We start from the raw sequence: 14340 nt of genomic DNA on the forward strand, positions 1-14340 counted from the left end.
CTATTGTATTGATGAAAAAAAATTTTTTCTGGCTCGCTTTCTGGTCGGTCTTCTTGCTCTCCTGCGCCGATTCTAACCCTTCGGAAACAGCGGAAATCTCTGAACTGAAAGGAAACCTCGCCGACCTCAGTGCCGACCAGGCACTGATGAAGATTGAAGTAGGGGGGCAGGATTTTTATTCGGATAATTTGGCCTTCAAAACTAACGTGCTTATGTTGCCTCAGTCCCTCAAGCTCGGTTTTTTAAACGAAGAAGGAGGCAATGTAGAAATGGAAATGATCAAGGACGGTTGGTTTGACCAGAAGTCTCGGACATTCAATCTTGCCAACGATATCATAGGTGAAACTGGCGGCGATCAGGTAATTGTGATGGTCGGGAGGCTGAGGGATAAAATGGCGATGCAGGGTGAAGGCTATTTCCTGGTTAATGGGAAAGTCGAAGTACTGGAGTTGAGTCGTCAGTTCATTACAATAGCGCTTGAGGGAAATCTTGTGAAACCCGGGCTGGCAAGTACCGAAGAAAACTACGTCCCGGTCAAAGGCTGGATCGTGGTAAAAGAGCCGGACTACACTGAACAGAGTTCCGCCGAACTATTAAAGAAAATTGATGAAAAGTAGTTTTTTAATTCTCGTTTCTGCATTAATGCTGATTGCCTGCGGCCCTCAAACTGAGCCGTTGTTCGAGCAAATGGATGGGGCGGAAACGGGCATTTCATTCCAGAACACAGTCAAGAATACGGAGGACTTCAACATTTTCAACTACCGCAACTTTTATAATGGGGGGGGGGTAGCCATAGGGGATGTAAACAATGATGGCCTGGCCGATGTGTTTTTTACGGCCAATATGGGCGCCAATACACTCTACCTGAATAAAGGTAAGAGTGAAAAAGCCTGGCTCCGTTTCGAGGATATCTCGACCAAAGCGGGCATTGCGGATAGTACGAGGTGGTCGGCGGGCGTAGTGATGGTAGATATTAATGCCGATGGCTGGCTGGATATTTACGTCTGCAATGCGGGCTATCAGAAAGGCGTTGGCCAGGAAAATACGCTCTATATCAATAACCACGATTTAACTTTCACCGAAAAAGCTGCCGAGTACGGCCTGGCTGATAATGGGTATACGACCCATGCCGCATTCTTCGACTATGACATGGACGGTGACCTCGATGTGTATGTTCTGAACAATAGCTTTATCCCCGTCAGCTCATTGAATAATTCCAACGAGCGCAATCGCCGGGCGGCCGATTGGGACGTGCCGGAACTCTTCAAGGGCGGTGGCGATAAACTATATCGTAACGACAGCCGTCTGGCGACCCAAGGGCAACCTTTCGTGCCGAGATTCACCGAAGTGACTGAGCAGGCAGGGATTTACAGCAGCCTGATCGGGTTCGGTCTGGGAGTTACGGTAGGCGACATCAACGGCGATAACTACCCCGACCTGTATGTTTCGAATGATTTTTTCGAGAAAGATTATCTGTACGTCAATCAGCGTGACGGTACTTTCCGTGAAGATCTTGAAAACCGGTTAGGCCATAGCAGTATGGCCTCGATGGGAGCCGATCTGGCAGACATAAACAATGATGGCGAACCGGAGATCTTCGTGACTGACATGCTGCCTCGAGATGAATACCGGCTCAAAACTACCACGACCTTTGAGAATCATTATGTCCACAACATGAAGGCCAAGCGTGGTTTATATCAGCAGTTCACCCAAAACACCCTTCAACTCAACAATCAGGATGGAACGTTTAGTGAAATAGCCGCCTTTGCGGGCGTTCAGGCGAGCGACTGGAGCTGGGGCGCCCTCTTGTTCGACGCTGACAACGACGCTAAGACCGACATCTTCGTGTGTAATGGCATTTTTCACGATGTCATCAATCAGGACTTCATTGATTTCTTTGCGAATGAGGTGAATCAAAGCATGGTCCTGTCGGGTGAACGGGAAAAATTTGACAAAATCATCGGACAGATGCCCTCGACGCCTGTGCCAAACAACTTTTTCCACAATGAAGGCCAATTGAAGTTTGCAGAAAAAGGGGAAGAGTTTGGGTTGGGTACTCCATCGTTTTCCAACGGGGCTGCCTATGCCGACCTCGATAATGATGGTGATCTTGATTTGGTAGTCAATAATCTGAACCAGCCCGCCTTTGTGTATCAGAACAAAGCCAGCGAGCAACCTAAACCTAAGAATTTCATCAAAATCAATCTGGAAGGCGAGGGGCAAAACACCAAGGCAATTGGTGCCAAAGTGGAGCTGTTCTGCGCGGATCAGATCATTAGCCGCCAACAAAATCCTGCCCGGGGGTTTCAGTCCAGCACCGAGTACCCGCTTACGTTCGGACTGGGAGAATTCACCCAGGTAGATTCTTTGAGGGTCATTTTTCCAAACCGCAAGATGACTGTATTGCGGAATGTGAAGCCAAATCAGACATTAAAGCTGGTGCAACGCGATGCAGCCATGAATGTCCCCGCACCGGTTGAATTCTCCAAGCCGATGTTCAGTCGCACCGAGGGCACTTTTGAGTTGCCGGTTGAAAACGATTACGAAGATTTTTACGGAGAAAAGAACATTCCGGTAAAACTATCGGCTGAGGGACCAAAGGCCGCCGTAGGTGATGTGAACGGTGATGGACAGGAAGACGTGTTCATTTGCGGGGCCCGGGACCAAGCTGGACAATTGTATATTCAGAAGAACGGACAGTTTTCAAAAACTACGCAGCCCGTCATGGAGCGTTTCGCCCGCTTTGAGGATACGGCATGTACTTTCTTCGACGCCGACAGCGATGGTGACTTGGATTTGTATGTGGGTTCGGGCGGTAATGAGTACGAAACCGGAGCCCAGGAACTCATGGATCGGCTCTATGCGAATGACGGCCAGGGCAATTTCAGCATCGGCTCGCTAAAACTACCCAACCATTCAATGAATACAGCCGTGGCTGCACCCAATGATTATGATGGCGACGGCGATCTGGACCTCTTTGTCGGCAGCCGCAGCTACCCGAAGAAGTATGGCGTTGCTCCGCCCAGTTATTTGTACGAAAACGACGGCAAAGGTCAATTCAAAAGCGTCACTCCTGCTCCAAGCGATCAGTTGGCATTAGGCATGGTCCGCGATGCTGCCTGGGTCGATCTTGACGGACAGGGTGGAAAAGAGCTGGTGGTTGTGGGCGACTGGATGGCGCCCGTGGTTCTGCGGGTGCAGAAAAATAAAATTGAACGCGTTCCGTCAGGATTGGAAAATCTGTCCGGTTTCTGGGGTAGTTTGGCTTTCGCCGACTTGGACAATGATCAGGATTTGGATCTTGTCCTTGGAAATATCGGCGAGAATTTCGGCCTGACGATCGATCAGCAGCGGCCTATGAAAGTTTACCTCGGTGATTTTGACAAAAACCAAAGCCTGGACAAGGTGCTTACCAAAACGTACCAGGGACAGGATGTGCCGGTATTTTTGAAGCGGGAACTGATGGAGCAGTTTCCTTACCTGAAAGCAAAAAATCTGAAGCACGCCGATTATGCCAGGCGTTCGCTGGCAGATCTGTTTGATTCTGAAACTCTGAGCGGGGCTCAGGTAAAACAGGTCAACTACCTGAAGTCCATCATCGCTGTAAATGACGGGAAGGGTACTTTTACGATTCGGGAATTGCCTCTTGCGGCGCAGATAAGCTGTGTCAATGCCATTCTCATTGAAGACGTAAACCACGATGGCCTGCCGGATATCGTGGCGGGAGGAAACTCCTATAACTTCATACCTCAACTGGGGCGGCTCGATGCCAGCCGGGGTATGGTGCTGCTCAACTCGAAAAATGACCAGTTCAAAGCCGTTGGCGCAGCTGCGTCGGGCATTGATGTGCCGGGGGAGTTAAAGCAGATTGTAAAACTTCGGCTTAAAAATACCGACGCGCTAATGTTCCTTGTCAATGGCAAAAAACCGAGCGTTTTTGTTAACAGACAATCCCTTCAATGAAGTCTTGGATCAAATACTTTTCTTGGGTTATTCTGGGCGGATTACTGGCCTGCCATTCCGCGCCGGAACCTATGTTTCGACTATTGGAAGGCAGTAGCACGGGTGTCAATTTCGTGAACAAAGTCCAACCGACGCCCGAGTTCAACATTTTCAGTTATATGTATTTCTACAATGGCGGGGGTGTCGGGGCCGGCGATTTCAACAATGACGGCCTGGTAGATCTTCTTTTTACGTCGAATCAGGCCACCGACCGGCTTTACCTGAATCAGGGCGGTTTGAAGTTTACGGATATTACTGAGGCCGCGGGATTAGGTTCGATCAAGGGCTGGCATACTGGCGTGTCGGTGGTGGACGTCAATCAGGATGGCATGCTCGATTTTTATGTGAGTTGCGTATCAAAGTACAGTGGGGCGGGGAGTCACAATCTGTTGTATGTCTGTGAGGAAATCGATGATAAGGGTATTCCGCATTTTGTGGAGCGGTCGCGGGAGTATGGTCTGGATTTGGTGGGATTCGGTACGCAGGCCGCATTTTTCGATTACGATCTGGATGGTGACCTGGACTTTTTTCAGCTCAACCATTCCGTCCATCAGAACGGCACATTCGGCAAGCGAGACCAGTTCATGGGGACTGTTCACCCATTGGCGGGTGATCGTTTCTTTGAGAATCAGAATGGCAGGTACGTCGAAGGTAGTTCCAAAGTCGGCATTAATTCATCTGCCCTCGGCTACGGACTGGGACTCTCACTGGGCGATGTAAACCTGGACGGGTACCCTGATTTTTACGTTGGCAACGACTTTCATGAAAACGATTACCTGTATATCAACCAGCAGAACGGTACTTTTCGCGACGAAATCGATGCCCGCACGCGCCACACCAGTCGCTTTACGATGGGCGTGGACATTGCCGACCTGAACAACGACATTTTTCCCGAAATCATGTCACTTGACATGATGCCCTATGATCCGCAGATTCTGAAGCGGTCGGAAGGTGAGGATGCCTACTATAATTTTAAATTCAAGCTCGATCAGGGCTACAACGTGCAGTTTGCCCGTAACAATCTTCAACTTAATACCCGGCAGGGCGTTTTTTCGGAAGTTGGAATGTATTCGGGAGTCTATTCGACCGATTGGTCGTGGTCGGCGCTACTGCTGGATTTTGAAAACGACGGAAGTAAGGATTTGTTTATCTCAAACGGGATCAACAAGCGGATGAACGATATGGACTACATCAACTTCGTGGCTTCTGACGACATTCAGCGGCGCATCAATGAGAAAAACTTCGACGAGTCGGATGCCTCACTCAGTGATCTGCTGCCCGAAGTGAAAATCCCGAACAAGTTTTTTTCCAATACCCCATCATTGCATTTTACAGACCAGTCGGACCGCATCGCGGGTAATGTGGATTCCTACTCCAATGGTGCCACCTATGCCGACCTTGACAACGACGGCGACCTTGATATTATCACAAATAACATCAATGAGGCGGTCTTTATTTACGAAAATATGGCTGAAACCTACGCGCCCGCCAACAAAAGCCTGGTCATCGACCTGAAAGGGGCGGCGGAAAATCGTGACGCCATCGGTACGAAGTGTATGGTGTACAGCAATGGGAATGTTCAATACCAGGAAAAATTCCCGGTGCGGGGTTTTCAGAGCAGCACCGAAATTCCGCTGCTGTTTGGCCTTGGCGATTCAGCGCGAGTGGATTCGGTAGTTGTGGTTTGGCCGGACAATGGGTTTGAAACAATCAAGAATCCAAATTTGGAGAAACCGCTGACGGTCAGTTACGCACAGGATCTGCCCAAATTCAACTACGAACACCTGAAAAGCCAGCGTGGAGAATTTGAAGATATTGCCCCGCAGATTGGCCTTGACATCAAACACGAGGAAAACCGCTTTAACGAATTCGACCGCGAAGCATTAATTCCCAACATGATGTCGACCGAAGGGCCCGCGCTGGCCGTAGGTGATGTCAATGGTGATGGCCGCGATGACGTCTTTATGGGGGCATCACGGGGGTTTACCCCAAAGGTGTATGTCCAGCAGGCTGGTGGACAATTTACAAAACTACCGCAACCGGCTCTCGATGCCGACGCTGATTTTGAGGATATTGACGCTGCCTGGGCTGATGTAAACGGAGACGGAGCGGCAGACCTGATCGTGGGTTCGGGCGGTAACGAGTACTTCGGAAAATCTGAATTTTTGCGGCCCCGCCTGTATCTGAACGATGGTAAGGGCAAACTCCAAAAAGACACCACCGCCTTTGCCGGAATATACATCAATGCGCAGGTCGTCCGCGTGGCGGACGTGAATAAAGACGGTTCGCCTGACCTCTTCGTAGGCGCGCGTTCGGTGCCCTTTGCCTACGGCAAAACGCCCGAATCGTACCTTTTCATCAACAATGGCCAAGGGAAGCTCGTCGAGAAAACAGATGGCACCGCCCCTGAACTCAAAACAGGAGGTTTGGTTAAAGATGCCCAATGGGTTGATCTGGATGCCGACCGGGATGCTGATTTAGTGGTAGCATACGAATGGGGAAGCATTGTACTTTTTGAAAATCAGGATGGAAAGCTTGTCAGGAAGCCTTTGACCAATAAAAAAGGCTGGTGGAATTTTATCAAAGCCATCGATGTAGACCAGGATGGCGATCTTGATTTGGTAAGTGGAAACGTGGGGCTTAATAGCCGCCTTCATGCCTCCGATAAGGAGCCTGTCAGAATGTACGTCAACGATTTCGACGACAATGGTCGCCCCGACCAGATCGTCACCTATTATCTACAGGGTAAAGAGACGATTTTTGCCGATAAGCGCGAAGTGGAACGGCAATTGCCATACGTCCGAAAAAGCATCCTTCGCGCCAAGGACTTCGCCGAAGCGTCGCTGGCGGAAGTATTTGGCCAGGAAAAGATAGCGCAGGCGGCGGTACTTGAGGCCAATTACTTTGAGAATGCCTGGCTCGAAAATAAGGGCAATGGTAGTTTTGAACTGAAAACTCTGGGTGACCCGGCGCAGTACACATCGTACCATGCTGCCGAATTGGTGAAAAACAATCGAACCAATCAGCCTGGACTCTTATTGCTCGGAAATTTCTTCGATTGTAACATTCAGCTCGGGCTCTACGACGCTGATAACGGTAGTCTGTTTGACTTAAATAAAAAGAGCTGGCTGACACCTCGACCCCTGCTGGACACCAGGATGGAAGGCCAGGTCCGCAGCATCAAAAAAATACGGGTAGGGGATCGAGTCGTGTACATTGTCGTGCGGAATAACGATACGCTGATGGCGTTGGCGCCAAGAAAATGATGAATTTGCGGGGGCTGTTTTATAATTCAGTGCAGCCGAAACAGCATCGGAGCGGCGAATAAAACTTATTCAAAAACAAAGTTGTAGGAAAGCGCAATGATCGGCGCGCCGAAAATCTGCAACTTATACGCACGGGCCACACCTGATTCTGATTTGAAAAAAACCGAATAGGCATTCTTTCGGCCATAGAGGTTGTACACCGTGAACGACCAGTTTCCTTTCCACCGCTGGTCTACCTTTTTTGAGGGATTTTTGATATGCCAGGCCAAGTCCAGGCGGTGGTAGTCAGGGATACGCTGATTGTTTCGCTCGTCGAAATAGGGGTAAAAATTATTAAGGTATTCCACGAAGCCCACCGGCTGCGTATAGGGGCGTCCGGTGGAGTACACGAAGCTGAATGAAAAGGAATTCCGGCTGTCCGCCACCAGGTCGACGGATGCGTTGAAGCTGTGGGGGCGATCGTAATTGGCAGGGTAGCGGTTGCCGTTGTTAACCCGTTCGAGCACATTCAGGTCGGCATAGGTCTGGTTGAAGGTTCGGGCGTAGGTGTAGTTGACCCAACCCGTAAAGTTTCCCTTCTTTTTCGAAAGCATGGTTTCGATTCCATAGGCCAGGCTGCGTCCCTGTACCAGCTGGGTTTCGGGAAATTCCTGCAATAGGAAATCGGCCCCCGGCTTGTAATCGATGATATTCTTGGACTGCCTCAAATACGCTTCCAGAGTGACTTCGTAAATATTACTGTCAAATGACTGATAAACGCCACCCGTAATCAAGTGGCTAATCTGCGGACGAATGTGCGTATCGCTTGTTTTCCAACGTGAGGTGGGAATGGGGGTAGTTGTGTTAGAAACGATCTGGAGATACTGACGCATAAGGTTGTAGCCAAGCTTGAACGACAGATCGGGATTGGGGGCGTAACGTACGCCGACCCGCGGTTCAAACCCTCCATAAGATTTGGTAGTTTGCCCTTTTTCATAGCGAGTGGTTTCCAGTACCGAAAATTCGTCGCGCGGTTCGCCAGGTTGGTAGGATCGTACGGTCGTTGGCCCCCTGTTCTGAAAGTACGAGTATCTCAAACCGAAAGTCGCCGCCAGACGAGGCGTAAAGGAAATCTCATTGTCGGCAAATGCCGCCAGTTCATTAGCGAATTCGTCAGGTACGGCGATGCGGTTAACACTCTGACTATTGCCCGGATTCAGGATGCCGGGCCTGATGCGGTACTTGGTAATGCTTGCGCCCACCTCCCATTTCTGGCGGTTGCGCTGGTAGTTGAGGCTTGACGTGACTTGATGCTGGTAGATGCCCGACTCAAGGCGCACCTTGTTGAGGGTGGCAGTTTCGATGGTGCCAATCGTGGGGTCGTAGTTGGCCGAAGAAATCGTCGTTTGCCAGTCGAGATTAGGGCTGATGAGGGACACCCATTTCAGTGAAAAATTCTTGGTTTGGTGATCGAAAAAGGTAGTTTCTCCCACCACATTGGGCAAATTGGCCAGCAGATTGGTCTGGAAGTAATCGGTGCTGAGGTACCCCATTGCCGAAAGGGTGTTCTTTGTGTTGATTCGCCAGAATACCTTACCGACTACCTCGCCGAACCGGGTCTTCACGCTGTCGAGATCCTGGCTGATGTAAGGAAGCAGAAAGTCATGAAACGCACCACGAGCCGCGACGTAAAATGCCAGCTTTTCCTTGATCACCGGCACATTTACCATGAGTTTTTCGGAGATCAAGCCCAGTCCGCCCGACAGCCGGAACTTATTCACGTCCGGCGTTTTGAGCGTGATGTCCATTACCGCCGCCGCCCGGCCCCCGTAGCGGGCGGGAACGTTGCCTTTGTACAAATCCAGATTGCTCAGCGCGTCAGGAGGAACGACTGAAAACAGGCCGAACATGTGGGTTGGGTTGAAAATCGGCGTTCCGTCCAGCAGGATGAGGTTCTGATCGGTAGTGCCGCCGCGGATGTTGACCCCGTTGGATGCCTCACCCACGCTCGACACGCCAGGCAGCATCTGCACGCCCCGCAGGAAATCCAACTCGCCGAAGGCGGCAGGAATTTTACTTAAGGTCTTAATATTGATCTGATTGACGCCCAGTAACGGTTTTTTTACCGTTTCGTCGTAACCCTTGGTGCTTACAACTACCTGCTCCAGCTGATTTTCCACCTTCTCCATCCGAATGCTGAGGCTCTGACTTTGAGAATTCTCATCCAGAAAAAAGTACTGCGGCACATAACCCAGCATCTTGAAGGTAATCCCCCGCCTCCCTGCGGGGAAAAACAACTGGAAACGTCCGTTTTCGTCCGTAATCTGCCCGTAAATGTCGCTGTCGATGCTGGTGGAGACTGCCACGCCTGATAACGGCTGGTTGGTTAGGGAATCGGTGACCAGGCCTTTTACCGACACGATTGTTTGCGCCTGAACAACCACGGGCAGGAACAGCAGAAGGAAGCCGAGAATCGTTATTCTAATCATCAAAATCGCCAGCCGGAAGGTGAATTGGGGGTGCGGGAATTGCTGGGTAGGCAATCTGCCAACGGAATGACGCTCCGCAGAGAGGAAGGCAGTTCGAAATTAGGATCTCGGCCATTTTTAGAAGCGAAAAGCCCGTTGGGCTGAGCGTTCACTGTATTCCTGCGTTCGAGCCAGTACCTATTTTCAGCCACTTCGCTAGCCGAAAAATAACCCAGCACCAGTTCTGCTTCGTCCGAAGTATTGGAAATGTTTCCCCGGATCGGGGCAGGCGGGGTGTCAGCCAGGGAGCCGGTATTGACCGACTGATCCTGCACCAGCTTGTAGTAGCGGTAAGCGTCGGGCGAGAGGCTCATCTGCCGCACCACGACCAGGGCAGGGTTTGACTGGTACACCGGAATTTGGGCCACCAGTTTGTCTTTTTGCAACTTACCGTTGGTGTAAACGTCCGAAAAAATATCGAGTGAACTACCGTAGAAAATATCCCAGCAAAGCGACTTGCATTCGTAGTCGAAGAAGTTGTTGACGGAAAGATCGCTGTCCGTCCGACATTCTCCGTCGTTGGTGGTTACGTAGTACCGTCCGCCCCGGCAGGTAGCACAAATCTTCTGAATTTCGTAGGTGATGGATGTCCAGCGGTAAAAATTGCGCTGGTCGGCGGGGTCCTGGAAATCAACGTAGAAGTCGTTAGTGGCGATTTGGCCCACGCTGGTACTTCGGTCGAAAATTCCTTTAGCATTGTACCGATCGTAAATACGGGCGATCGGCGGCACAGGACTTATTGTTTCAATTGAAGAAAGGTACTTCTGCCCCGCTGCGGTTTCGATGGAGAGTTGATAGGTACTTCCCACCCGGCCGAGGAAGGAAGCGGGCATTTCGTAATAACCGGGTTCTGTTTCGGTCAGGTCATAGCGGGTCTGGCCGTTTTCGATTACCACGACCCGGGCCTCTGCCACGGGTTCCGAGCCGCCTTTTTGAGCCACGATAGTGGATGTGAATTCTGAGCTTTTGAAAACAGCATCTGTTTTGGTGCGGAAAATGGAAACTACCTGGCGATCGGGAAGATTGTTGACGGTACCTTCAACGATAAGATACGACTTGTCGGTTTCGATCTCCACTTTGTAAAGATCCACACAGGCGGCCAGTAAAATGCCGGACAGCAACACCAGACCCATCACGGGTGCCGAAGCTTTCATTCTTTCACAAAAATTCATACGCATTCTTCGGTGTTGAACCAGCATTCATCGGGCTTGTAGCTTGGCAAGATAATCGATTTTTGGCATAATCACGGCAGAAATTCCAGATTTACGGCTGCTGGAAAATCGAAACAAAAAAGCCCGGGCGTAATCGCCCGGGCAAAATTCCGAAGGTTCTGACTATAAATTTAGCTGTTCAAATATTACGTAGTTTTTGTACGTATTCGTCCTGCTCAGCCACAATTTCTGCCAATTTCGCCATCATGGGCTCCACTTGTTTGATCTCCTCGGTGGTTGCGGTGGATTTTTCCCGCTCCATACGTTCTGGCATATCGCGCATCTGGGCCAGTTCAGGATTTTGAGTGCTTGCTGAAATTGCTTGCTGTGCGTATTCTTTTATTTTATCGTCGCCCCAGGTACCTTCCAGTGCTTCCAGGCAATAATACACCAGCGGCGCTGTGGTGTGTCCACCCGACTCGAAAAGCTCATTAGTATAAAAGGCGATTGCCTGTTTGCCTTCCTCGCTGTTGTCGGCAAGTAGAGCAAAGTCTTTTAGGATCGTCGTGCTGCCTACACGGCGAAAAACGGGCAGGTATTGGTGACCTTGTTGGGCAATCAGAAACTGACGGTACTGCCTATCTGCCTTTTTCCAGTCGCTACCCTCAGGAGAAATCGGATGGAAAGGATCGAGGAGGGGGAGGCCACTTTTAGCAACAAATTCTTTGCGTTTTATCACCCTATCTTGGAATACTTCTACGGGTAAGTCAAGGCTTTCTCCAGGCAGATTATAGCTCGTAGAAATATTGATATTCTGAAATTCAAATTGCGGATCGTAAGATGAAGCATTTGCCAAGCGCGCCGCTTTCTCGTAGTTCGGGCTTGCTGTGTTAGATGCACCATCGCTTGGGGGATTGCATCTAAACAGACAAAATACTGATGCGAGCAAGAGCGGAAAGATTATGATTCGTTTCATGATTTGGAAATATTAGACGATGAGATTAATTAATCTTTGAAGGTTTTTGGACGACTGGCTTAGCAAAGCTGGCAGAAGTAGTAAGCATTGGAGGCAGTCATCCAATGAGGGCCACTAATATGATTTCCCATCCAATAGTCATCTCTGGCAGCTGTGCCAGGTGGAACTGCAGGTGGCACGCAAGCCATACAATAACAGTACGTGCTATAAAAGCCGCCAAAATGACCATCCATGCAGCATCAACACATGAATCCGTCAGGTCCTTGCGACCTTGTCGGGTTTGTAGCAAGTACGCACATTAATAGTAAAGTGAAAGCTGCAATATTCTTTTTTACTATGTCTCCCATGAGGTTAAAGAGTTTAGGATGAGATATTTATTAAGACAATAGTACTAATAATAGATTTCAAAGTCAAGTTACTTGATCTTTTATTTCTTGGCATATTACTTAACTGTTTCTCAAACAGTTAAGTAATATGCCAAGAAATAATATAAAAAAAGGAGTGCGATATAATCATCGCACTCCTTTTTAATAAATGCTATAACTCACTGATGTTACAAGCCCTCCACCGTCCGCTGCACAAAGGTAGTCAGCGCCTTGCCACTCAGCATTCCCTGTGCCAGCAGCGCGAGGTCGTAAGCTTGCTTGGCCAGCGTCTTTTGCTGTGCCTCATCTTCCGTGTCCAGAATTTTCTGCGTTAGCGGGTGATTGGCATTGACCGAAACGGTGTACATCATCGGCATGTTGCCAAACATCGAGGGTTGTCCCGAGGTGGCCTGCATATCCGTCATGCGGCGCATGAACTCGGGGAAAGTAATCACGACGGGTAGTTCGTCGGTCGGCATCGCCTCTACCTGCACGGTGGCCATTTTGGAGCCGATCAGGCCTTCGTACAATGTTTTTGCCTTCTCTTTCTGCTCGTCGGAAAGCACGCTTTCCAGCGCGACGTCCTTCTCGATCAGCTTGTCCACCGGATCGGCATCCACGCGTTTGATGTTTACCTTTTCGAGTTTCTGTTCCAGAACACCAATAAAGTGCGGATCAATGACGGTATCCATCACCAGCACGTCGTAGCTGCGTTTCTTGGCGGTATCCACGAAAGCATCCTGCTTTTCGGGATCATTGGTGTAAAGCCAGATCTGGGTGTCGTTTTTGTCGGTTTGGTTGTCTTTGACAGACTCGCGGTACTCATCGAAAGTGAAGTACTTGCCTTCGGTATTTTTCAACAGGCAAAAATCCTTGGCTTTATCGTAAAACTTGTCATCACTGATGACGCCGTACTTCACGAACAGCCCGATGTCGTCGAATTTCTTCTCGAAGCCTTCGCGGTCATTTTTGAAAATTTCAGACAGCTTATCAGCTACTTTGCGGGTAATGTAGCCGTTGATTTTCTTCACGTTGCTATCGGCCTGAAGGTAGCTTCGCGACACGTTCAGCGGAATATCGGGTGAGTCGATGACACCGTGCAGCAGTTGCAGGAAGTCCGGGACGATGTCCTTTACCTCGTCGGTAATGAATACCTGGCGGCTGTACAGCTTGATTTTCTCGCGCTGCATCTGGAAATCGTTCTTCAATTTCGGGAAGTAAAGTACCCCCGTCAGGTTGAATGGGTAATCGACGTTCAGGTGAATCCAGAAGAGCGGGTCTTCGCTGTACGGATAAAGCTCTTTGTAGAAAGCGAGGTAGTCCTCGTCGGTCAAATCGGCCGGATTCTTCGTCCAGATCGGATTGGGGTTGTTGATTACCTTATCCTCAAACTCAATCTCGACGGGAAGGAATTTGCCATATTTCTCCAAAATTTCGCTCAGGCGGTGTTCATTCAGAAACTCTTCTGAATCGGCCGCAATGTGGAGGATGATGTCAGTGCCACGATGTTCCCGTTCTGCCGGTCCGATTTCGAATTCGGTGGAGCCATCGCATTCCCAGCGAACCGCCTCAGCATCTTCTTTGTAAGACCGCGTTACGATTTCAACGTTAGACGCCACCATGTAGGCGGAGTAGAAACCCAGGCCAAAATGGCCGATGATGTTTTCCTTGCCTCCTTCTTTGTCTTTGTATTTCTCGACAAATTCGGTAGCCCCGGAGAACGCGATCTGGTTGATGTATTTTTTGATTTCTTCGGCTGTCATGCCGATGCCCCGGTCGCTTACGGTGATCGTCTTGGCTTCCTTATCGAGTTTAACGGTCACTTTCAGGTCGCCCAACTCGCCGTTGAACTCACCGTAAGAACTCAACTGCTTCACCTTTTGGGTGGCATCGACGGCGTTGGATACCAATTCCCGCAAAAATATCTCGTGGTCGGAGTAGAGGAATTTCTTGATAATCGGGAAAATATTCTCGGTATGAATACTGAGTGTCCCCTTTTCTTGTGCTACTGCTTCCATATTGTTTTTTGAATTGCTTGGTTTTTGTTTTGGGAAATGAATTTCTTGCTGATAC

Annotated in this window: 7 protein-coding genes; 3 read left to right on the forward strand and 4 right to left on the reverse strand. The window is 49.6% G+C overall.

Annotated features, from left to right (window positions below; translation table 11 throughout):
- The first annotated feature begins 11 nt into the window (after positions 1–11).
- The 3 genes from IE117_RS17375 to IE117_RS17385 are packed head-to-tail and all read left to right on the forward strand — an operon-like array spanning position 12 to position 7268.
- Positions 12–617 carry a hypothetical protein gene (locus tag IE117_RS17375; protein WP_189565747.1) on the forward strand — a complete coding sequence of 202 codons (606 nt, stop codon included), beginning with the start codon at positions 12–14 and terminating at the stop codon, positions 615–617.
- Positions 607–3963 (forward strand): VCBS repeat-containing protein, encoded by a 3357-nt coding sequence (locus IE117_RS17380; protein WP_189565748.1) that lies wholly within the window; start codon positions 607–609, stop codon positions 3961–3963. Before IE117_RS17375 ends, IE117_RS17380 begins: the two co-directional genes overlap by 11 nt.
- Positions 3960–7268 (forward strand): VCBS repeat-containing protein, encoded by a 3309-nt coding sequence (locus IE117_RS17385; RefSeq protein WP_189565749.1) that lies wholly within the window; start codon positions 3960–3962, stop codon positions 7266–7268. Before IE117_RS17380 ends, IE117_RS17385 begins: the two co-directional genes overlap by 4 nt.
- 65 nt (positions 7269–7333) lie before the next feature.
- On the opposite strand, the gene IE117_RS17390 is transcribed toward IE117_RS17385, so the two are convergent.
- The 4 genes from IE117_RS17390 to htpG all read right to left on the reverse strand — a co-directional run bounded on the left by IE117_RS17390 (position 7334) and on the right by htpG (position 14285).
- Positions 7334–9790, reverse strand: coding sequence for a TonB-dependent receptor (locus tag IE117_RS17390; RefSeq protein ID WP_229581064.1), 2457 nt, complete (start codon positions 9788–9790; stop codon positions 7334–7336).
- Positions 9736–10929: a DUF4249 domain-containing protein gene (locus IE117_RS17395; protein WP_189565750.1), complete on the reverse strand. Its 1194-nt coding sequence runs from the start codon at positions 10927–10929 to the stop codon at positions 9736–9738. The genes IE117_RS17390 and IE117_RS17395 overlap by 55 nt, the downstream gene beginning before the upstream one ends.
- Positions 10930–11125: 196 nt before the next feature.
- Complete coding sequence (locus IE117_RS17400; protein WP_189565751.1) at positions 11126–11902, reverse strand: hypothetical protein; 777 nt, start codon at positions 11900–11902, stop codon at positions 11126–11128.
- A 553-nt stretch (positions 11903–12455) separates the two neighbouring features.
- Positions 12456–14285, reverse strand: a complete 1830-nt coding sequence (htpG, locus tag IE117_RS17405) for a molecular chaperone HtpG (RefSeq protein WP_189565752.1) — start codon at positions 14283–14285, stop codon at positions 12456–12458.
- Positions 14286–14340 lie beyond the last annotated feature (55 nt).

The sequence above is a fragment of the Persicitalea jodogahamensis genome (assembly GCF_014651615.1).
GTDB lineage: Bacteria > Bacteroidota > Bacteroidia > Cytophagales > Spirosomataceae > Persicitalea > Persicitalea jodogahamensis.

What these genes read in the sequence shown, in the direction of transcription:
- IE117_RS17375 (WP_189565747.1), top strand. Translation starts at nt 12, where the DNA reads ATGAAAAAAAATTTTTTCTGGCTCGCTTTCTGGTCGGTCTTCTTGCTC.
- IE117_RS17380 (WP_189565748.1), top strand. Translation starts at nt 607, where the DNA reads ATGAAAAGTAGTTTTTTAATTCTCGTTTCTGCATTAATGCTGATTGCC.
- IE117_RS17385 (WP_189565749.1), top strand. Translation starts at nt 3,960, where the DNA reads ATGAAGTCTTGGATCAAATACTTTTCTTGGGTTATTCTGGGCGGATTA.
- IE117_RS17395 (WP_189565750.1), bottom strand. Translation starts at nt 10,929, where the DNA reads ATGAAAGCTTCGGCACCCGTGATGGGTCTGGTGTTGCTGTCCGGCATT.
- IE117_RS17400 (WP_189565751.1), bottom strand. Translation starts at nt 11,902, where the DNA reads ATGAAACGAATCATAATCTTTCCGCTCTTGCTCGCATCAGTATTTTGT.
- htpG (WP_189565752.1), bottom strand. Translation starts at nt 14,285, where the DNA reads ATGGAAGCAGTAGCACAAGAAAAGGGGACACTCAGTATTCATACCGAG.